The sequence below is a fragment of the Pseudomonas silensiensis genome, from assembly GCF_050434865.1.
In the GTDB taxonomy this organism is placed as follows: Bacteria; Pseudomonadota; Gammaproteobacteria; order Pseudomonadales; family Pseudomonadaceae; genus Aquipseudomonas; species Aquipseudomonas fluorescens_W.
On record NZ_JBNDJH010000005.1, the window covers coordinates 144,052 to 164,606 of the forward strand.

Sequence of the window (20,555 nt, forward strand, 5' to 3'; positions counted from 1 at the left end):
ATCTAGGCCTCGCAGGTCAGGCGGCGAATGACCAGTGCGCCTGATTACATGCTCCGGACTCCGGAAAGGAGGGCTGGCAATTGCTGGATGCGCTATCTGATGTATTGCGTGTGATTCGGCTGTCTGGAGGGGTCTTCCTCGAGGCGGAGTTCACTGCGCCCTGGTGCATCAGCGGAAGAATCTCTGCAGACGATTGCAAACCGTTCCTGGCGGCACCTCGACATATCATTGCGTCGCATTTTGTCGCGGCGGGGCACATGCAATTACGAATCGACGATGGCGCCACTCTCGACGTAGGGGCAGGCGAACTGATTCTGCTTCCTCGCAATGACGTTCATACTTTTGGCAGTGATCTAAGCATTGCACCCATGTCGGCGCGCGATGTTATTCAGCCGCCGGAAGTCGGCGGCATTTCACGAATCAAGTACGGCGGGAGCGGCGAGACCACACAGTTATTGTGCGGATTCCTCGGCTCTGAAACACCATTCAGTCCGCTGCTTTCGTCGCTGCCCTCCTTATTGAAGCTGGACGTCCGCGCGACAGCTTCGGGGGCCTGGATTGAAAGCTCATTCCGTTTCGCTGTCAGTGAGATCGCGGCGGGGCGTGTCGGCTCGACAACGGTCATCGCCAAGCTATCCGAATTGCTGTTCGTCGAAGCCGTCAGCCAGTATGTCGCGAACCTCCCCGCTGAACGGCGCGGGTGGCTGGCGGGTTTGCGCGATCCGCATATCGGGCGCGCATTGGCGCTGCTCCATGCTCGTCCAACCGAAGGCTGGACGGCAGAAGCCCTGGCGCTTGAAGTGGGCATGTCGCGCTCGGTATTCGCGGAGCGATTCACGACATTGGTCGGGCAGCCACCGATGCAATACCTGACGCTCTGGCGTATGCACGTGGCGGCTCAACAGCTGCGCGAAGGTCGCGGTAATGTGGCGCAAATCGGCTTTGCAGTGGGCTACGAATCCGAAGCCGCGTTCAGTCGCGCATTCAAACGCCAGTTCGGCACATCACCCGGCACCTGGCGCAGACAATCAGCATGAAAAGGCTGCGGATTCCACGCCATCCGCAGTGGCCGTTGCAGCGGGAACTTCAGGGTACTGCCCAGGTCCATAGGGGCCCTGTATCGGCGATGCCGAGCAGTGCTGGTGGCCTGTTTTACGGCAGCGCCGTCCGAGATCAGCCGAGTCCGCCCCCTGATGCCAACCAAGAGTTTTCTGCCAGGTCTGATCCTGGCGTTCTGCGCCGTCGCGTCGCTTTGCTCGGTTGCTGCCGAGCGAAGAGCGCCCTCGCAAAGTAACAGCGCATCAACCACGCTCATCGAAACCGCCTCGCGGCAGTATGAAAATGGCCAGTTGGACCAAGCCGCTGCCACGCTGGAGCGTGCCCTGCATATCCAGCCAAACAATCCCGCGACGTTGCATTACCTCGGTGTGTTGCGTCTTCAGCAGGGGCAGTACCAGCAGGCAGAAACGTTGGCGGCACGCTCGAACATGCGGGTGGGTCCTAACGTCGAGTTACGCAACCGCAACTTCCAATTGATCCAGGCGGCGCAGCAGGCCAAGGCTTCCAGTACCACACCCAACACCAAAGAGGACCAGGTCGCAGTACAGAAGGGGCTCGAAGAGGAAGCCAAAAAGCGCCGCGAAGCAGAACTGGCCGCTGCCGAACAAGCCGACGCTGGCAACTTCACTAGCGCAAAGGCAGAGAGCGTCTCGGATTCGCCGACGGCTGGCGCGCCACGGCCCGAAGGAGAGTTGCCAGTGGCTTCCGTCGAGCCAGAGCCCGCGTACGATGAGGTTGCGATTCCCCGCGGCCATTGGCCGCCTCCGGGTAAATGCCGAATCTGGTTCCCTGATCGCCCGCCCGGGCATCAGCCCAAACCCGGCAAATGCAAGAAGTTGCGACATCGGGTTCCGGCAGGAGCCTATCTGGTGCGCGGTTGAGGGGCATTACCTCCCAGTACTAAAGGAGGTGCCAATGAAAGCTAAAGGACCATTCCAGTCTGGCGTCATAGGGTTAGGCTCAACCCCATGATCAAAAGCTGCCGGCTGCGATGGCCCATCCACCTCTGCATCTTAAAACACTGTTCGCCTGAACACTTGATGCAGCACGTCTCCCGCTGAACGTCGTCAATGATGACAATCAGCCCCGCCTCACAGCCTGCGATATGAGTAGAAAACCTCACCTGATTTCCGGGTTTCCAGAATAAAAGAGGATTTATCATGAGCAGCACCTTCTTCATTCCATCCGTGAACATGATGGGCATTGGCAGTCTCGACGAAGCGATGCTCGCAATCCGCAAATATGGTTTCCGCAAAGCCTTGATCGTCACTGATGCAGGCCTGGCCAAAGCCGGCGTGGCCGCCAAGGTAGCCAGCCTTCTGGCCCAGCAGGACATCAACTCCACCCTGTTTGACGGCGCCAAACCGAATCCGACGGTCAGCAATGTCGAGAAGGGCCTTGAGCTGCTTGGTCGCAGCGACTGTGATTTCATTATTTCCCTGGGTGGCGGTTCACCCCATGACTGCGCCAAGGGCATTGCCCTGTGCGCCGCCAACGGCGGGCACATCAGTGATTACGAAGGCGTGGATCAATCCGCCAAGCCACAGATGCCGTTGATCGCGATCAATACCACCGCCGGCACGGCGAGTGAAATGACTCGTTTCTGCATCATTACCGACGAAGTCCGGCACGTGAAAATGGCCATCGTCGACCGTAACGTCACCCCACTGTTGTCGGTCAACGATCCTTCGCTGATGGCCGGCATGCCCAAAGGCCTGACTGCTGCCACCGGTATGGACGCGCTGACCCACGCTGTTGAAGCCTACGTGTCGACTGCGGCAACGCCGATCACCGATGCCTGTGCACTCAAGGCCGTGGAATTGATCTCGGCCAACCTGCGCACTGCCGTTGCCCAGGGTGACGACATGACCGCCCGGGAAAATATGGCCTACGCGCAATTTCTTGCCGGCATGGCCTTCAACAATGCATCGCTGGGCTATGTCCACGCCATGGCGCACCAACTCGGTGGGTTCTACGACCTGCCTCACGGCGTCTGCAATGCGATCCTGCTGCCCCATGTCGCCAGCTTCAACGCCAGCGTATGCCCGGCCCGGTTCAAAGACATCGCCAACGCAATGGGTGTCGACACCCAGCATCTGGATGCGGAAAAAGGCGCCGCCGCGGCCATCACCGCCATCCGTAAACTGTCTTCGGATGTCGGTATTCCGAGCGGACTCGCCGAACTGGGCGCCAAGGCCGACGATATCCCGATCCTGGCAACCAATGCCATGAAGGATGCCTGCGGCTTTACCAACCCGCGTCCTGCCAATCAGGACGAGATCGAGCAGATTTTCCATACCGCGATGTAACCGATGTGAAGTGACACCCGCCAAATCAAAAGCCCCGCCTTCGGTTGAAGTGCGGGGCTTTTTTTGGGTTCTTTACGGATCACTCGATCCTGACAGTCAAACCTGCTCTTAGGCCCCTTTGTGTGTCCGGGGCCGAGCGACCAATTGCGAGTGGGGCGTCAAGATGCCCAAGGCAACCGCCACGATGAAAAGCGCCGGCACGTCACCTGCCAAGTGCCCCATTTGCCCCGGCTGGGTGAACGCCTGGACGGCCATGATTCCTCCGTGTACGGCGCTAGACCACACGGTGAACCAGATCAGGCTCAGATTGGCTAATGGATCACGTGCGGCCAGGATCAAGAACACGCCAAGTGTGGCGTAGATGCCAACGATCATCATCGGGTAGTCCGAGTGACCGACGTGCCAGGCCCAGCCGGATGGCCAGAACAACATAAGTGGGTAGAGAGCAAGGCACGCGAGGCCAGCCAAAACCAGAACGACGCGCAAATACCTGAGGCGATCGACTTCGGTCATGGCGGGCTCCTCTTTGGGCCTAACTCTAAATTGACCCCAAGTGGGGTGATAACACCTTCACGGGCTTGGTGGATAACATTCCTTGTTCTGTCGTCTAGCCCTGACTAGACCGGGCATTCTGACAGTCGGGTGACCGCTGAACGGGCTTATACACCATGGATGGAAAGCCCAATCTGCTCAATTAGTTCCGGCAGTAGACCAAGCATAGCTACTCATTAGTTATCGCTCCGTCCACCGGCTGTTTCTGGCCGAAAACCGCCCCTGGCTATCAGGCTTGAGTGGGCGCCTGTATCTCATAAATGCGGGGCATCTGTGTCTATCGAAAGGAGTACTGGATGGGTACGGTCCACAGACATTCCTTCATTGATGAGGCAACGATGGATCTGACGGCTGTTCCCTTTGGTACGACCGATTGGTCGACTGTCGAACCTGTGCAGCATGTTGGGCAGACGGGTACCGCCTATTGGCGAACCTGCCAGTTTGGTTCAACGCGTGTACGGATGGTTGAATACAGTCCCGGATATCTGGCCGATCACTGGTGCTGGAGAGGTCATATCCTGTTGTGCCTGGAAGGCGAGTTGCACACGGAGCTGGAGGATGGTCGTCAGTTCACGCTCACCGCCGGGATGAGCTATCAGGTGGGCAGCAACGCTGAGGGGCATCGATCTTTCAGCACCACCGGTGCCAAGTTGTTCGTCGTGGATTAACGCTGGGGCGTCTGGTTCGGGACTACGCTAAAGCGATGCGGATCGTCGATCAATGGTGACCCCTGTTCGCGTTGCGTCCGTTCTTGGAGCGCCCAATGCCGCCCATCATCACGCGCCTGGTGGCGCTGTCTGTTCTTTGCCTGACTCTTGAGGTGCCAGCCCAGACCAACGCCTGTCCGGCTGGCGAGACACAAGTGTGCCTGGACGGCTGCATCTGTCTGCCAGTGCCTGATGGCATCTACCAGATCGCGACACCTGCCCTGGCGCTGTGGCTGACCCAAGCCCGCGCTGAAGCAGCCAGTGCTGGCGTGCAGCCCATTCCACCGCACATCCGGGAGCAACTGCTGCGCTGGTACGACCCCAGCGTCCTCGATACCGCGCGCTACAAAGTGAGCGACAACGGCCAATTCAGCGCCGCCAATGCCATGCTGCAAAACCCCGATGTCGGTGCCGTGACGCTGATCGACATCATCCTCTTCCGGGACGCTCAATCCGCAGAACAGGACGTCGCGCTTTGGGCTCACGAGTTAAAGCATGTGCAGCAGTATCAGGAATGGGGGGTAGACGGATTTGCCCAGCGGTATACACAGGATTTCAATGCTGTGGAGGCGCCGGCTTATGCCATACAGGCTGAGGTCAGGCGGTGGGTGCGGGAAGGGGCTGACTGAAGGGTAGCGAACCCCGCTGCTCGGCCACCAACAGCAATGACTGCGGCACAGGACTTTGCGGGTGCTGCGGTTCTTGCAGGGCGGTCAGCTGAAAACCGGCCATGTCCAGTGCATTGAACCAACTGGACAAGGTGCGCAAGTACCACGGCATGGGTTGCCACTGCCCCTTGAATCCGGTGAAGGTCTCTTCCCGCCAGCCATCCTGATAGTCGCCCGCCGCCGCGGTCCATGGATGCAGCGTCTGGATCACCAGCGCGCCGCCAGGGGCGAGCAGGGCGTTCATGGCGGCGAGCAGCGGGATGATGTCCTGGTGCAGCAGGGCGAAGTTGGCGCAGATCAGGTCGTAATCGCGGCCGATGTCCACCTTCGCTTCCACCAACGCTTCATAGCTCGCCAGATGCACCGGCGAAGAGCCCGCCGCCCGCGCCGCCTCGACCAGCGTCGCATCGCCATCTACACCGACCGCCCCGATGCCCCGTTCAGCCAGCGTGCGCAACAGCCAGCCCTCGCCGCAACCCAGGTCGAGCACGCGCTCGGGCTGGCGGCCCAGCACCGCCAGCAGGATTGCCTGGTCGGTGACCTTGAGGCGGCTTTCGATGGCGCCGGTGCGGATGGCTTCGATCCAGGATTGGGCGTTGTGGTGCCAGCTGTCGAGGAGGGTGGATTCAGGGGCGGGCATGTCGTTGTCCGGAGTGGGTGGTTGGATGGAAGGATAGGACAAGATAGCCCTACCAGCCTTTCACTCCACTCATATCGGGCAGCTTGTGAGCGATGCCCTTGTGGCAGTCGATACAGGTGGCCTCCCCGTTAGCCAATGAAGTCGAGTGCATGGCAGAAGCGCGCTTGCTCTGGCGGGTAAAATCCATGAACTCGAAGTTGTGGCAATTACGGCATTCGCGAGAGTCGTTGGCCTTGAGCCTTGCCCACTCATGTTCGGCCAGTTCGCGACGCAGCGTGAGGAATTTGTCGCGCGTATCGATGGTGCCGAAAATCTTGCCCCATACCTCCTTCGAAGCCTGCATCTTGCGCGCGATCTTGTGGGTCCATTCGTGGGGGACGTGGCAGTCCGGGCAACTGGCGCGCACGCCGGAGCGGTTGGTGTAGTGGATCGTGTCTTTGAGCTCGACGAAAACGTTGTCACGCATCTCATGACAGGAGATGCAGAATTTCTCGGTATTGCTCAGCTCCAGCGCGGTGTTGAAGCCACCCCAGAAAATGATCCCGGCGATAAAGCCCCCCAGCGTCAGAAAGCCCAGGCTGTAGTAGAGGCTCGGACGACGCAGGATGCCCCAGTAATCCTTGAGCAGGGCGAACAGTGCTTTCATGTTGCCTCCTCAGGGTTTCTGCGCGGCGTTGGCGTCGTCTTGCAGTATTTTGTCGATCGTCTCGAAACTGTTGCCCACCAAGGGTTGCACTTCTGTTTGCGGCACGTGGCATTGGTTACAGAAGTACCGGCGCGGTGACACCGCCGCCAGCGCCTGGCCGTCGCGGTCCATGTAGTGGGTGATGCTGATCATCGTCGCCTGGGTCCGCGCGCTGTTGGCACGGCTGTGACAGGACAGGCACTTGTTGCCGTTTTGGTCGATCTGATAACCGCGAATGGTATGGGGGATGGTGGGAGGCTGGTCCGGGTAATTGCGTTCGCGCTTCAGGTCTTTGTTTTCTTCATTGGCAATGGGCGGGGCCGGCAGGCTCTGGGTCAAGGTGCCACCGGGCCGGCGCCCATCCGGTCCCGGTGCATCGAGGGGGTAATTGACTTCTGCAGCCATCACCACACCAATTGCAGCGAGCAGGAGCAACGGCAGGATTCGCAAAGGCATGACGGTTCTCCTCAGGCCACGCTGATCAACTCGATTCGTATCGCGCATTTTTTGTAGTCGGTCTGCTTGGAGATCGGGTCGGTGGCATCGAGCGTGACTTTGTTGATCAGCTTGTTGGCATCGAAAAACGGCACGAACACCAGTCCTTGCGGGGGCTTGTTACGCCCGCGGGTCTCGATGCGCGCACGGATTTCACCGCGTCGGCTGATCAACTTCACTTCACTGCCACGCCGCGCCTTCAAGGCCTTGGCATCTTCGGGGTGCATGTAGACCAAGGCGTCCGGCACCGCTTTGTACAGTTCCTCGACGCGTTGGGTCATCGTGCCGGTGTGCCAGTGTTCGAGGACGCGTCCGGTGCTCAGCCAGAACGGGTAATCGGCATCCGGGGCTTCGGCTGGCGGCTCGTAGGGGAGGGCGAAGATGATCGCCTTTTTGTCCGGGTGGCCGTAGAACTGCACCTCGCTGCCTTTTTCCACGTAGGGGTCCAGCCCTTCGCGGTAACGCCAGCGGGTTTCCTTGCCGTCCACCACCGGCCAGCGCAGGCCTCGTTCGCTGTGGTAGCGGTCGAACGTGGCAAGGTCATGCCCGTGGCCGCGACCGAACTGGGCGTACTCCTCGAACAAACCTTTTTGCAGGTAGAAGCCAAACGCTTTGGCTTCATCATTTTTGTATCCGGCTTCCATTTGCTCGACCGGAAACTGGTCAACCTGGCCATTCTTGTAAAGCACTTCAAACAGGGTTTTGCCCTTGTGCTCAGGAGACGTGGCCAGTAACTCGGCGGGCCAGGTTTCATCGGTGGTGAAGCGCTTGGAAAACTCCAGCAACTGCCACAGGTCCGACTTGGCGTCCCCCGGCGCAGTCACCAACTGATGCCAGAATTGCGTACGCCGCTCGGCATTGCCGAAGGCGCCTTCCTTTTCCACCCACATGGCGCTGGGCAGGATCAGGTCGGCGGCTTGCGCGGAAACGGTGGGGTAGACATCGGAGACAATCACGAAATTATCCGGGTTGCGCCAGCCCGGCAGGACTTCCTGCATGATGTTTGGCCCGGCGTGCATGTTGTTGCTGGCCTGGGTCCAGTAAACGTTGAGCACGCCGTCCTTGAGCATGCGGCTCTGTTCCACCGCGTGAAAACCGGGCTTCTCCTGAATGGTGCCGGCGGGCAGCTTCCAGATTTTTTCAGCGATGGCGCGATGTTTTGGGTTGGTCACCACCAGGTCGGCGGGCAAGCGGTGGGAGAAGGTCCCGACTTCGCGCGCCGTACCACAGGCCGACGGCTGGCCGGTGAGTGAGAACGGACTGTTGCCCGGTTCGCTGATCTTGCCGGTGAGCAGATGGATGTTGTAGATCAGGTTGTTGGCCCAGACGCCGCGAGTGTGCTGGTTGAAACCCATGGTCCAGAACGACACGATTTTACGCTTGGGGTCGGCATACAACTCGGCCAAAGCCTTGAGCCTTTCAGCCGGAACGCCTGTCTCCTTGGCGGTTCGTTCCAGCGTGTAGGGTTTGACGAACGCGGCGTATTGTTCGAAGGAAATATCCGTCCAGGTGTTGGCCTTGGCGGCATTTTTCGCCTTCATTTCCCTAGGATCGTCAGGGCGCAGGCCGTACCCGATGTCGTCGGTACCTTTGGCAAACCGGGTGTGTTTAGTAATGAAATCCTGGTTCACCGCGCCGCTTTCAATGATGTGGTTGGCGATGTAGTTAAGGATCATCAGGTCAGTTTGCGGCTTGAACACCATGGGGATGTCGGCCAGCTCGAAACTGCGATGTTCAAAGGTCGACAGCACCGCCACTTTCACGTGAGGCTGGCTCAGGCGGCGGTCGGTGACCCGGCTCCAGAGCACCGGGTGCATCTCGGCCATGTTCGAGCCCCAGAGCACGAAAGCATCGGTGGCTTCGATGTCGTCGTAGCACCCCATCGGCTCATCCATGCCAAAGGTGCGCATAAAACCCATCACCGCCGAGGCCATGCAATGGCGGGCGTTGGGGTCGATGTTGTTGCTGCGAAAGCCTGCCTTCATCAGCTTGTTGGCGGCATAGCCTTCCCACACGGTCCATTGCCCGGAGCCGAACATGCCGACCGACCCGGGACCTTTGCTCTTCAAGGCCTCCTTGAATTTCAGTTCCATGATGTCGAAGGCCTTCTCCCAGCTGATCGGCTGGAATTCGCCTTGCTTGTCGTACTGGCCATTCTTCATGCGCAAAAGCGGTCGGGTCAGGCGATCAACGCCGTACATGATCTTCGACAGGAAATAGCCCTTCACGCAGTTCAGTCCGCGGTTGACCTCTGCCTTGACGTCGCCGTGGGTGGCGACCACGCGGTTGTCCTTGGTCGCGACCATCACACTGCAACCAGTGCCGCAGAAACGGCAGGGCGCCTTGTTCCAGTCCAGTGTGACCATGTCCGCTTCGGTCACCAGATTACTGGCGTCGGTAATAATCGGCAGGCCAGCAGCGGCGGCTGCAATGGCGGCGGCCTGGGCTTTGACGAACTCGCGGCGCGTCATGCTCATTCGATATCTCCTTCGGGTTCGAGGAGTTCGTGATAGATCAACGCCGCGTTAAGTACGCCCGGCAAGTTGTTGATCTGTTCGATGCGTTGAAGGATCTGACTTTCGTGTACGGCCTCAAGGACCACCACCAGTTTTCCCGCCGCACTTTCCTGATGCAGTTCCAGGCCGTCCAACAGACGCAGGTTGGCTTTAACGGCATCGAACAATTCAGGCCTGGCAAGTACTACAAGACTGGCAATATGCAGAGCTTCGTCCATGCGCTGGCTCCAATAGGCTTTCAGAAAAAGCTATTAGTTAGTTGGGTGGTCCCGGTGGGCCGTACAGCATCTGGAAAAACCAGACGATAAAACCGTAGCCGCCGACGATAGCGACCGACAGCAGCGGAAAGAGGCAGACGACAAGAAAGAGAAACAGCCGGGTTTCCTTGCGGCGCTGAGGTTTTCGTTCTTCAGCCAATGACATGAGTAATCTCCTGCCGAACGTGCAGTCAGACTAGATCACGAAGTTTTTGCAGGTTTTCTGGCGGGGTTTTTACAGACCGACGGTAGTTAACCCGTGCTCCGATGTCGCAACGGGTTATAACCTTTTAAATCATTACTTCATTTAGTTACCAAGTTGCGGACATCCCTGCTTTCAAATCGACCGTTGATTCACACGCTGAGTCAGTTCTTCCGCTGACTCCTTGCGTTCCGAGTAGCGGTCAACCAGATCCGGGCGCTCGCGCAGCAGCAGCGTGAATTTCACCAGTTCTTCCATGACGTCTACCACCCGGTCATACAGCGAGGACGGTTTCATGCGGTTGCCTTCGTCAAACTCCAGATAAGCCTTCGGCACGGAAGATTGATTCGGGATCGTGAACATCCGCATCCAGCGTCCCAGCACGCGAAGCTGATTCACCACGTTAAAGGATTGGGAACCGCCACTGACCTGCATGACGGCGAGCGTTTTTCCTTGGGTCGGACGAACAGCGCCCAGGGCCAGCGGCACCCAGTCAATCTGGGCCTTGAATACGGCAGACATGGCGCCGTGGCGCTCGGGTGAACACCAGACCTGTCCTTCAGACCATTGCATCAGCTCAAGCAATTCCTGAACTTTCGGGTGATCGTTGGGTGCGTCATCCGGTAGCGGTAATCCCGATGGATTGAAGATCCGCGTCTCTGCACCGAAGTGTTCGAGCAGCCGCGCGGCTTCTTCGACCAACAGCCGACTGAATGACCGTGCGCGGGTCGACCCGTACAGCAACAGGATTCGTGGCTTGGGTTGGCCGTCGTCACTGGCAATGGACTGAATCAATGACGCGTCGAGATTAGGCAGTGAGGGGTTCATGGGGGGCTCCAGTTACAGGGTGCTGATGCGGTCGAGTTCGCGCTTCAGAGCATCGCGATCAAGTTGGGCGAAGGGCAGGGCGAGGAATGCCCGGCAGCGTGTTTCGATGCGCGCAAGCGTCGAGTGGAATGCAGCGGCGACGACCGTCTCATCTCCCTTCACCTCTGATGGATCTTCCAGCCCCCAATGGGCTTTCAACGCCGGCCCGAAGTAGACCGGGCACGCCTCACCGGCGGCCTTGTCGCAGACGGTGATGACAATGTCCGGCGGGTTGGCCTCGAAGGCGTCATTGCCTTTGCTGCTTAACCCGTCGATCGCAATCCCGGCCTCTTGCAACGTGGTCAGGCTGCGTGGCAAAACCTGTCCTTTGGGGAAGCTGCCGGCGCTGATCGCCTGGAAGCCTTGCGGTGCGAGATGATTGAACATCGCTTCGGACAGAATGCTGCGACAGCTATTGGCGGTACACATGAACAGAACGCGCATGGCGACTTCTCTTTCCAGATGGGCAGGTGCTAAACGCCCAGGCGCAAGGCCAGGGCAGTGATGGGTCAGCAGCAGGCGGCAGTGTTGATAGGGCGGTCGCCCATCACTTTGAGTCGAGTGCTGTTTTCCTCAAGCCAGTCGGCGTTGGCTTCGAGGGTTGTCTCAAGAATGGTGCGAACCCACTTTGGCAGTTCGGGGTTGAGCCGGTAATACACCCACTGACCCTGGCGGCGGTCCAGAAGCAGGCCACATGCCCGGAGCTGCGCGAGGTGACGGGAGATTTTCGGCTGACTGTCGTCCAGGGCGCAGACCAGTTCGCAGACGCATAACTCTCCCTCACGGGTGATCAGTAAGGTGGCCCGCGTGCGAGTTTCGTCGGACAGGCATTTGAATACGGCGGCAGGGTTCAGCATGGAGGCGTCTTCAATACATGTGGTTAGCCGAATATACGGATATCCATATGTATTGAGCAAACCAAAACAGATGAACGTCAGTAAGACGACCTCTCGGAAGTGACTTTGCACAGGGGCTCATCTTGAAAATGCAATTGCTAATTTGTATCATTCGTTTTCAATTCAGCGAAGCAGGGAACGCAGCGCCAAAACAATAATAAGGTCAAGGCAATGCTCAAAATGCTTCTCGTATACGGTCATCTGCTCGCTACGTGTATTGCCCTGGGGAGGGTGTTGCAGGCGGATCACAAGCTTTGGAGTTGGCGCAAGGAAATACTGGATCAGGCGAGGCTTGAGTACCTTGATGAAACTCAGAAGATCGTCAGCCTCGCGCTGCTGGCCCTTTGGGCAAGCGGGCTGTTGCTGGTGCTTGAGGGGTATCTCAATGAAGGCGACGCGTATCTGCTCAATCAGAAACTCTGGGCCAAGGTAACTGTCGTCGCGCTGCTTAGCCTCAACGGTGCATTGTTGCATCGAGTCGGCTTCCCATTGCTGCAAAAGGCTCCATTCGTCGCACTGCGCAGTGCAGGCCGCACGCGACTCGCCTTATTGGGTGCGCTGTCCATGAGCGGTTGGCTATTCGCCGCTTTCCTGGGGGTGGCTCGCGCCTGGAATCACGTGTTGCCTTATCTACATGTGATGGGCGCTTTCGCCGCATTCTCGTTACTGGCTTGTTGCGTGGCACTTGCCGTCGCCGGTAGGGCGGGCAGTGTCAGTGCGCAAAAATCCTCGGTACCGGGGTAGCTATCAATCTTCACTGCCTCACTATTAATTTTTGCACTCCGCCAACACCACTTTGCAGGTGTCGGGCGTGCCACCGGATCGACCGGCATAGCGTATGCAATTATCCAGGGATTTTTTGCGAGCCATGTTCAAGGTGGTGCCCCAAGCCAGACCGCCTTCGCCGGCAGTGGGTAGCGCTTTTGCATAGCAACTGTCGCCTATGCTTGAGACCGAATAGCGGGCTGTCGCAGCTTTGCCTGCACATCCCGCTGCCAGCGCCAGGTTGATGGCGAGCAGGGAAGGCAGGATCCATGACGAGCATTGGCGTGCTGTTTTTCCGATCATCCCATCTCCCCTGCAGCAAGAGGCTAGAGGCATGTTTGTGGTCGTGCTTCATTCAGATTAGACGGTGTTGTGCCTGCCCCTGAGTCGGTTTAGCGGAATTAGCGCATTTGCAGACAGCCGGAGTAAACCGTACGACAGCGAGCGGCGATTCTCCCGCAACAGCTACAACAACACCGCTCGCTGGACGCCATAACCGCGCCTATGGCATCGTCGAAAAAATACGCCATGTAGTAAACAGGATAAAAACAATGGAGGAGGGTGATGAGGTCGGCGCCAAGGCGTCGATGGCGACGCTGATGGCGTTCAATCGTTGCGTGTTGCACCTGGGGCGCCTTGCCCGAGATCGCGGCGCCTCCCAGTTTATTGCCGACGGCCTGCAGGCCTTCCGCCAACTGGTGCCCTTCGCTTCGGCATGGTGGGGCGAGATGTCGACGTCAGACGCCAGTACTCCCCCTCAAAGCTGGATGCACGGGCGGATCAATCTGCCTGAGTCGTTTGCCGTCGAATGGCACAAAGTGGCGGTCAGCGACAGATTTTCCCAGGAGACCTTAAGTCAACCCGGGGAAGTTGTGCGCGACAGTGGGTTCAACGATCCCTGCGAGGAGGTGAACGACTTCGCCCGGCGTCACGACCTCTACCACCTGATGTGCATCTCCTTCGAATTACCCGAAAGCGGCTTGATGTTCTTCGTCTGTCTTTACCGTGGCAGTGATGCCTGTGCGTTCAATGACAATGAGGCCGGGTTGTTTTCGGCGTTCTGCGACCATCTGTTGCAGCAGTGGCGGTTCCAGGTGCAGGACATGATTCGCTGCGACACGGGCAACGGGGCGAGTGACTTCGGGGTCGCCCGGATGGACGGCAGTTTGCTGTATGTAGGCGCAAGTCTGTGCGCCGCCATTCAGCGCGAGTTACCCGGGTGGAGCGGTTCAATGCTTCCCGCGGAAGTCATCGTACAACTGCAAAAAGCGCCGTGTGTGATTCGCCTCGGTCGTTGTGCGCTGACGCTGAGTCCTAACGCCGAGCACGTCATCCTGTCACTCGAATCACAGTCGCGCGGGGCGGTGCTGGCGCCACGCGAGCGCACGGCGGCGATGCTGTTCGCCGCCGGTCATTCCTATAAGGAAATTGCCAAAATCCTTGCCCTGAGTCCGGCCACCGTGCGCACCTATCTGCGCAACTGCTACTTACAGCTCGGCGTGAAGAGCAAAGTGGAGCTGGGCTCTGTCCTGCGGTCATCGACTTCGCTTACTGAGGCAGCGCGCCGCGATTAACCCCCTGTATTTCAACTAATTGCCTTACCCCTCCTCATTTGTGGAGGTCCATCCGACCGCCGCGCTCTATAGGGTATGCCCTGCATATCAGGGGCTTGCGACCGTCCGTTCGGGCCACTTCCACAACTATAAAAATAGAGGTGAGGCAGTTGAAATTTTCCAGGCTATTTATCGCCGTTGCCGCGACAACGGCATTTTCCTGTGTGGCGCTGGTGGGGTGTCAGACACACGCTTCGACAGGCGCCGACATGGTCATGCGCAACGGCTATGTCTACACCGTCGATGGCAAGAATTCCGTGCAGCAGGCGATCGCCGTCACGGGCGGGAAGATCGTTTATGTCGGCAGTGATGCAGGGGTCTCGTCGTACATCGGCACGCAGACACAGCTGATCGATCTGGCCGGCCGCATGTTGATGCCGGGCTTCATCGATGCGCACATGCATCCGGGGGATGGCGGCCGCGCCATGACCTTGTGCGACCTGAAATACCAGACGATGACCCGCAAGGTTTTCCAGGAAACCATTCAGGCGTGCCTGGATGCCGACAAGGACAAAGGCCCCGATGTCTGGCTCGAAGTGGGCAGCTGGGACCGCATTGGCATGACCGGACTCGACGGCGATCCCGACAAGTCGACACTGGACGCGCTCAAGACCAACCGTCCAATTCAAGTCCGTTCCACCGACTTCCATACGGTGCTGACCAACTCTCGCGGCCTGGCGGTCGCCGGCATCAACAAGCACACGGCCAATCCCGGTGACGGCAAGTACATGCGCGACAGCGCCGGCAACCCGAATGGCATCTGCGAGGACGGAGCCGCCGAGGCCATGGCTGCCGTGGTGCCGCCCGCCACCGACGCAGAGAAACTCAATCAGACCCGCGCGGCGCTCGACGCCATGCGCCAGCAAGGCATCACCAGTTTCTTCGATGCCTTGTCGGGGCCGGAAAATGGCAAAGCGTTTACCACCCTGCAACAGTCGGGTGAGCTGACGGCCCGGGCCTTGCTGGCGATCAAACTCGACCCTGCGGCCGCCGCTGCCGACCCGGACAAAACCATCGCCGAGGCCAAGGCAATGGCCACTACCTACGACCAGGGCGAAGCGAAACCGGCACCGGGCGTGAGCATGCGTCACGTCAAACTGTTCATGGACGGCATCATCAACGCGCCGGCGGACACGGGTGCAATGTTGACGCCGTACCTGCGCAATGCCGGCACCGATACGGCACCGAAGTGGACCCCCGGCAAGAACACCGGCGAGCTTTACTTCCCGCCGCAAGTACTCAACCCGCTGCTGCTGAAAGCCGTTCAGGCCGGCCTCGATCCGCACCTTCACGCTACCGGAGACCGCGCGGTGCGTGACTCACTGAACGGCATCTCATACGTGCGCCAGCAACTGCCCGGCAATGACTTCCGCCCGACCATCACTCACAACGAGTCGGTGGACCCTGCCGACTATGCGCGCTTCAAGGCGCTCGACGTGACCGCCAACATGTCCTTCCAGTGGGCCCAGCAGGCGCCGTCTACGGTCGACGGTACTAACGAGCATCTGGGGGCTGCGCGATTTGCCCGCATGGAGCCGTCCGGCAGCATCGCCCGTGCCGGCGGCCGCGTTGCGTATGGCAGCGACTGGCCCGTCGACCCGCTCGACGAGTTCCTGGCGTTGAAAATCGGTGTCACCCGCTCAGGTGATCCGCTGAACCCGCACAGCTACGGCCCCAAGTATGCGGGCAGGCTGAATGCCGACCCGGCGCTGTCGCGCACTGAAGTGTTGCGCACCATCACCATGAACGCTGCCGAGCAGCTGAAACTGGACGCTGTCGTCGGTTCGGTCGAGGTCGGCAAGTTCGCTGACTTGATCGTACTGGACAAGAACTTCATGCAGGTCCCCGAGGAGGAGTTGGCTCGAAATAACGTGCTGCTGACGGTCGTGGGCGGCCAGGTCGTGTGGGCCAAGGCGCCGTTCGTTGGCCTTGATCCGAAGGCGTTGTCCCAGGCATCAGTCGCCCGTCCTGCCCAATAAAAACAAGAGAGTGTTCCGATGCAGCGATTTATTCCAAACCTGTTGGCCGCAGCCCTGGCTTTTTCTTCGGTGCAAGCCATGGCCGCCGCTGACCTTGTGTTGTTCAACGGCAAGGTATTCACCGCCGAACCCGGTCAGGGACTGGTCCAGGCAGTGGCCGTGCAAGACGGCAAGATTCTCAAAGTGGGCAGTAATGCCGAGATCAACGCCCTGGCTGACACCGGCACGCAACGGATCGATCTGGCGGGCAAGGTACTTATGCCGGGAATGATTGATACCCACAGTCACCCGGTGGTTGCGGCCTTCGACAGCATGGGAGCCAACCTGCTGGATGAAGTCAAACCGTTGCCGGAGCTTGAACAGTGGATTATCGAACAGGATCAGGCGGGCATTGCGCGGGCCGGTGATGTGATCAGCATCGCCGGGGTCAGTTCGGCCTATTGGGACAAGAGCCGTGAGCTGGGCCAGCGCTTCAATCAGGGACGCTGGGCGGATCAACCGGTGGTCCTCAGCGGGATCGACGGGCACACCGGCTGGGCCAATAACGCCATGCTCAAGCGCCTGAAGATCGACGCGGCGCTGGTAAAAGGTCTCTCGGAACAGGACCGCAGTTTTGTGGGGCACGACGCGGACTTCACCCCCAATGGTTATTTTGCCGAGTCGCGCTGGGACCAGGTACGCAGCCAGATCCCCGCGCCCAGCGACGAGATCATGTTGAAAGCCGCCCGCGAGGCGGTGAAGGTCAACAATCAATACGGCGTCACCGCCTGGATGGACGCGGCGGCGAATGCGGGCAGTGGCGATTCGCTGTTCGATTTCAAGGCAACCGAGCAGAGTTACGGCGTGCTGCCGCTGTACCGCGAACTGGCAGAGAAGGGCGAGCTCAATGCGCACGTCGCCGCGTTGCTGTTGGTCAACCCGAAAAGCCGACCTGCCGACCTGGAAGTGCTGGCCAAGGTGATGAAGAAATTCGAGGGTGTGCCCAACCTGAGTTTTCCTGGCATCAAGGTATTCGCTGACGGCGTTCTGGAGTTTCCGGGGCAGACCGCCGCAGTCATCGTTCCCTTCAAGAACAGTCATAAAAACGGTCAACTGCTGATCGACCCCGCGCACTTCGGTGAGTTGGTGGTGGCAGCGGAGAAGCGCGACTGGATCGTGCACATGCATGCGGTCGGCGACCGTGCGGTGCGTGAATCACTCAATGGTTTTGCCTACGCGCGCAAACTCAACCCGACACCGGTGGCTCATAGCATCAGCCACCTGCAACTGGTCAACCCGAAAGAGTTTCCGCGCTTCAAGCAACTGGGCGTGATCGCTTCCATGCAATTGCTGTGGGCCACCGGCGAGAGTTACACCGTCGAGCTCGTCAAACCCTATATCAGCGCATTTGCTTACGGTTATCAGTATCCCGCCAGGTCCCTGCATAACGCCGGTGCGGTCATCGCCGGTGGCAGTGACTGGCCGGTGTCCAGCCCCAATCCATGGAACGCCATCGCTCAGGCCAGCACGCGCAAAGGGCCATTGGGCGTGTTGAATGCCAAGGAAAGCATCGATCGCCAGACCATGTTCTACGCCTACACGCTCAATGCCGCCAAGGCCCTGCGCCTGGAGCAGCAGATTGGTTCGCTGACACCCGGCAAACAGGCCGATCTGATCATCCTCGATCGCGATGTCTTCAAGGTCAGCGATGACGAACTGTTCGACACCAAGGTCCTGAAGACCTTCTTCGCCGGCAAAGAGGTGTACGCACCCGCGTCCTGACCCTCCGTTCACCCGCACCACGCAAAAGAAGCCTGGTTCCTCGCACGACGAGGGGCTCGGCATCGCCATGCCTGAAATTACCCGCACCTCCATAACAATAAGAGACTTGTATGAACGCACGCTCAGTATTGACCCTTGCCACTCTTGTATTGGCGCCCCTGACCACCCACGCACTGCCACTCAACGATGACTTCAGCCTGGACATGACCCTGGGAGTCTTCAGCGACTACCGCACCCGGGGCATTTCGCAAACCCTGGGGGATCCGGCGGCTCAGGCCGGCGCCACGCTGATGCACAGCAGCGGCCTGTACGTTGGCGCCTGGACCTCGAATGTCGATTTCGGCGGCGAGTTCAAGACGCGGCAGGAGCTTGAGTATTACGCGGGCTACTACTGGCAGGCGACCGAGGCCATCAGTCTCGACCTGGGGTACATCAAGTACGACTATCCAAAGGAAGGCCAATTCAACCTGAGTGAGGTCTACGCCGTCCTTGATGTTTATGGCGTGAAGCTTGGCGCTTACTACTCAAACGATACGCCGAACTTCTTTGGCGAGGACCAGGACACTCTCTACACCTACCTCAGCTACAAAATCGAATTGCCGGCCGAGATCGGCCTGGACCTGCGCGTGGGTCGCAACGATGTCAAGGACCCGGCGTTCTGGTCCGCCAGCGGCGAAAGCCGTGATGCCTACAGCGAGTGGGAAGCCAGGTTGACCCGTGACTTCGTGGGGGTGACCTGGGGCCTTAGCTACATTGATACCGACCTGTCGAAAAGCGAATGCACGAGCTGGTACGGCTATGGTGACCTGTGCACCGCCACTGTGGTTGCCAGTGCCAGCAAGGCGTTCTAAACGTTAAGAGCCCTGCCAGTCAGTTAACAGAAACCCAGGGTCGAGCGATCAATTGTGGCGAGGGAGCTTGCTCCCGCTCGACTGCGCAGCAGTCGCAAAATCGCATTGTTGTCAGAATTTTGGGGCCGCTTCGCAGCCCAGCGCGAGCAAGCTCGCTCGCCACAAAACTGTATTCGACTTGAGACCCTTTACCCGTTTGCCCTCAGAAGAGAACAGCGTAATGACCAAGGTCAGCGATAGTCAGCAGCGAAGTCCCCTGATCGAGACACGTTCGATCGATTACATCCCCGAGGCCGAGCGTCATGGCAGCCTCTACAGCCAGTTCACCCTGTGGCTCGGCGCGAACCTGCAAATCACCGCGATCGTCACCGGCGCCCTGGCCGTGGTGCTGGGCGGCGATGTGTTCTGGTCGCTCATCGGCTTGCTGATCGGCCAGGTACTCGGCGGTGCAGTGGTTGCCCTGCACGCGGCGCAAGGGCCGAAGCTTGGGCTGCCGCAGATGATCTCCAGTCGTGTGCAGTTCGGGGTCTATGGGGCGGCCATCCCGATTGTGCTGGTGTGCCTGATGTACCTCGGTTTCAGCGCCACTGGTGCGGTGTTGTCGGGGCAGGCGATTGCCCAATTGATCCATGTCAGCGACAGTGCCGGCATCCTGATTTTTGCCTCCTGCATCGCGTTTCTGACGATCTTCGGTTACCGGGTCATCCACCTGGTCGGCCGGGTGGCCAGCGTGCTGGGCATCATCGCCTTCGTCTATCTGTTTACCCGGTTGATGACCCTCAACGATATCGGCCTGTTGCTGGAAAACCGTCACTTCGGCTGGAGTACTTTCCTGCTGGCGGTGTCGTTGTCCGCGTCCTGGCAGATCGCCTTTGGCCCTTATGTGGCGGACTACTCACGCTACCTGCCGAGCAAAACCTCCTCGTGGAAGACGTTCGCTGCCGTAGGTCTTGGAACAGTGCTGGGCGCCCAGGCGTCCATGGTGCTGGGGGTGTTTGCCGCGGCGTTGGCCGGTGCGAACTTCCGCGGTCATGAGGTGGCGACCATCGTCGGATTGGGCAGCACCGGTGTGATGGCGTCCTTGCTGTACTTGAGCGTGGTGTTCGGCAAGGTCACGGTGTCCACGCTCAACGCTTATGGCAGCTTCATGTGCGTGGCCACCATCATCAGCGGCTTCCGCAGTCGTCTGGAGATTTCCGCCCGGCAGCGGATGGTGTTTGTGTTGGTGATTGTCGCGGCATCGACCACGCTCGCGCTGTTGGGGCAGTACTCGTTTCTCAACACCTTCAAGTACTTCATCCTGTTTTTGCTGACTTTCTTCACACCGTGGAGCGCGATCAATCTGGTGGATTACTACTTCATCAACAAAGAGCGCTATGACATCCCGGCACTGTCCGACCCGGCGGGTCGCTATGGCCGCTGGAACACGCGCGGGATCAGCGTGTATGTCACCGGTGTATTGATCCAGCTGCCCTTTGTCGATACGCACTTCTACTCCGGGCCGATGGTGGCGGAGCTCGGCGGTGTCGATATTTCCTGGATCGTTGGTCTGGTGGTGCCGGGGATTCTTTATTACGCGCTGGCCAGGACATCTATGCCGGCGGTGGCCCTGAGTGGAACTGAAAGGCCTTAAGGAGGAAACCGGAAGTTTGGGTGAACGCAAAAATATCGCAGCCTGCGGCAGTTCCTACAGGTGTACGCCGTCCCTTGCAGGCGCTACCGCAGGCTGCGAT

At 59.2% G+C, this 20,555-nt stretch carries 22 protein-coding genes; 11 read left to right on the plus strand and 11 right to left on the minus strand.

What is annotated here, in order from left to right:
- Positions 1–80: 80 nt before the first annotated feature.
- The 3 genes from QF010_RS09070 (at position 81) to yiaY (ending at position 3,368) form a co-directional block, all read left to right on the plus strand.
- Positions 81–1,037, plus strand: coding sequence for an AraC family transcriptional regulator (locus QF010_RS09070; RefSeq protein WP_033059978.1), 957 nt, complete (start codon positions 81–83; stop codon positions 1,035–1,037).
- Positions 1,038–1,193: 156 nt separating this feature from the next.
- Positions 1,194–1,940, plus strand: a complete 747-nt coding sequence (locus tag QF010_RS09075) for a tetratricopeptide repeat protein (RefSeq protein ID WP_033059980.1) — start codon at positions 1,194–1,196, stop codon at positions 1,938–1,940.
- A gap of 279 nt (positions 1,941–2,219) precedes the next feature.
- On the plus strand, positions 2,220–3,368 hold the full coding sequence (yiaY, locus tag QF010_RS09080) for an L-threonine dehydrogenase (RefSeq protein WP_033059984.1): 1,149 nt from the start codon (positions 2,220–2,222) through the stop codon (positions 3,366–3,368).
- Between the two features lie 108 nt (positions 3,369–3,476).
- On the opposite strand, the gene QF010_RS09085 is transcribed toward yiaY, so the two are convergent.
- Positions 3,477–3,881, minus strand: coding sequence for a DUF6632 domain-containing protein (locus tag QF010_RS09085; RefSeq protein WP_033059985.1), 405 nt, complete (start codon positions 3,879–3,881; stop codon positions 3,477–3,479).
- 377 nt (positions 3,882–4,258) lie between these two features.
- Between QF010_RS09085 and QF010_RS09090 the strand changes: the two genes are divergently transcribed.
- Together QF010_RS09090 and QF010_RS09095 are read left to right on the plus strand one after the other, a co-directional pair.
- On the plus strand, positions 4,259–4,588 hold the full coding sequence (locus QF010_RS09090; RefSeq protein ID WP_033060309.1) for a DHCW motif cupin fold protein: 330 nt from the start codon (positions 4,259–4,261) through the stop codon (positions 4,586–4,588).
- 95 nt (positions 4,589–4,683) lie between these two features.
- Positions 4,684–5,256, plus strand: a complete 573-nt coding sequence (locus QF010_RS09095) for an eCIS core domain-containing protein (protein ID WP_033059986.1) — start codon at positions 4,684–4,686, stop codon at positions 5,254–5,256.
- Here the strand turns inward: QF010_RS09095 and QF010_RS09100 are convergent.
- From QF010_RS09100 to QF010_RS09140, 9 genes are all read right to left on the minus strand, one after another.
- Positions 5,225–5,935 (minus strand): class I SAM-dependent methyltransferase, encoded by a 711-nt coding sequence (locus QF010_RS09100; RefSeq protein ID WP_050482844.1) that lies wholly within the window; start codon positions 5,933–5,935, stop codon positions 5,225–5,227. The genes QF010_RS09095 and QF010_RS09100 overlap by 32 nt on opposite strands.
- 49 nt (positions 5,936–5,984) lie before the next feature.
- Positions 5,985–6,581: a cytochrome c3 family protein gene (locus QF010_RS09105; RefSeq protein ID WP_033059988.1), complete on the minus strand. Its 597-nt coding sequence runs from the start codon at positions 6,579–6,581 to the stop codon at positions 5,985–5,987.
- Between the two features lie 9 nt (positions 6,582–6,590).
- On the minus strand, positions 6,591–7,076 hold the full coding sequence (locus QF010_RS09110) for a nitrate reductase cytochrome c-type subunit (RefSeq protein ID WP_033059990.1): 486 nt from the start codon (positions 7,074–7,076) through the stop codon (positions 6,591–6,593).
- 11 nt (positions 7,077–7,087) lie between these two features.
- Positions 7,088–9,592 carry a nitrate reductase catalytic subunit NapA gene (gene napA, locus QF010_RS09115; RefSeq protein ID WP_429532931.1) on the minus strand — a complete coding sequence of 835 codons (2,505 nt, stop codon included), beginning with the start codon at positions 9,590–9,592 and terminating at the stop codon, positions 7,088–7,090.
- Complete coding sequence (locus QF010_RS09120) at positions 9,589–9,849, minus strand: chaperone NapD (RefSeq protein ID WP_033059994.1); 261 nt, start codon at positions 9,847–9,849, stop codon at positions 9,589–9,591. The genes napA and QF010_RS09120 overlap by 4 nt, the downstream gene beginning before the upstream one ends.
- 37 nt (positions 9,850–9,886) lie before the next feature.
- Complete coding sequence (napE, locus tag QF010_RS09125; RefSeq protein WP_033059995.1) at positions 9,887–10,054, minus strand: periplasmic nitrate reductase, NapE protein; 168 nt, start codon at positions 10,052–10,054, stop codon at positions 9,887–9,889.
- A gap of 171 nt (positions 10,055–10,225) precedes the next feature.
- Positions 10,226–10,918 carry an arsenical resistance protein ArsH gene (arsH, locus tag QF010_RS09130; protein ID WP_429532932.1) on the minus strand — a complete coding sequence of 231 codons (693 nt, stop codon included), beginning with the start codon at positions 10,916–10,918 and terminating at the stop codon, positions 10,226–10,228.
- Between the two features lie 12 nt (positions 10,919–10,930).
- Positions 10,931–11,401: an arsenate reductase ArsC gene (locus QF010_RS09135; RefSeq protein ID WP_008154752.1), complete on the minus strand. Its 471-nt coding sequence runs from the start codon at positions 11,399–11,401 to the stop codon at positions 10,931–10,933.
- A 65-nt stretch (positions 11,402–11,466) separates the two neighbouring features.
- Positions 11,467–11,814, minus strand: a complete 348-nt coding sequence (locus QF010_RS09140) for a metalloregulator ArsR/SmtB family transcription factor (protein ID WP_033059997.1) — start codon at positions 11,812–11,814, stop codon at positions 11,467–11,469.
- 210 nt (positions 11,815–12,024) lie between these two features.
- On the opposite strand from QF010_RS09140, the gene QF010_RS09145 reads away from it, so the two are divergent.
- Positions 12,025–12,597, plus strand: coding sequence for a hypothetical protein (locus QF010_RS09145; RefSeq protein WP_429532933.1), 573 nt, complete (start codon positions 12,025–12,027; stop codon positions 12,595–12,597).
- Between the two features lie 24 nt (positions 12,598–12,621).
- Here QF010_RS09145 and QF010_RS09150 read toward each other — a convergent pair whose 3' ends face one another.
- Positions 12,622–12,921, minus strand: coding sequence for a hypothetical protein (locus QF010_RS09150; protein ID WP_429532934.1), 300 nt, complete (start codon positions 12,919–12,921; stop codon positions 12,622–12,624).
- Positions 12,922–13,169: 248 nt separating this feature from the next.
- Between QF010_RS09150 and QF010_RS09155 the strand changes: the two genes are divergently transcribed.
- The 5 genes from QF010_RS09155 (at position 13,170) to QF010_RS09175 (ending at position 20,455) form a co-directional block, all read left to right on the plus strand.
- On the plus strand, positions 13,170–14,192 hold the full coding sequence (locus QF010_RS09155; protein WP_429532935.1) for a helix-turn-helix transcriptional regulator: 1,023 nt from the start codon (positions 13,170–13,172) through the stop codon (positions 14,190–14,192).
- A gap of 149 nt (positions 14,193–14,341) precedes the next feature.
- Positions 14,342–16,210 carry an amidohydrolase gene (locus QF010_RS09160; RefSeq protein WP_429532936.1) on the plus strand — a complete coding sequence of 623 codons (1,869 nt, stop codon included), beginning with the start codon at positions 14,342–14,344 and terminating at the stop codon, positions 16,208–16,210.
- A gap of 18 nt (positions 16,211–16,228) precedes the next feature.
- Entirely contained in the window at positions 16,229–17,971 is a 1,743-nt protein-coding gene (locus QF010_RS09165) for an amidohydrolase (protein WP_429532937.1), read from the plus strand.
- A 110-nt stretch (positions 17,972–18,081) separates the two neighbouring features.
- Positions 18,082–18,822, plus strand: coding sequence for a TorF family putative porin (locus QF010_RS09170; protein WP_429532938.1), 741 nt, complete (start codon positions 18,082–18,084; stop codon positions 18,820–18,822).
- Positions 18,823–19,042: 220 nt separating this feature from the next.
- Positions 19,043–20,455, plus strand: coding sequence for a purine-cytosine permease family protein (locus tag QF010_RS09175; RefSeq protein ID WP_429532939.1), 1,413 nt, complete (start codon positions 19,043–19,045; stop codon positions 20,453–20,455).
- Positions 20,456–20,555 lie beyond the last annotated feature (100 nt).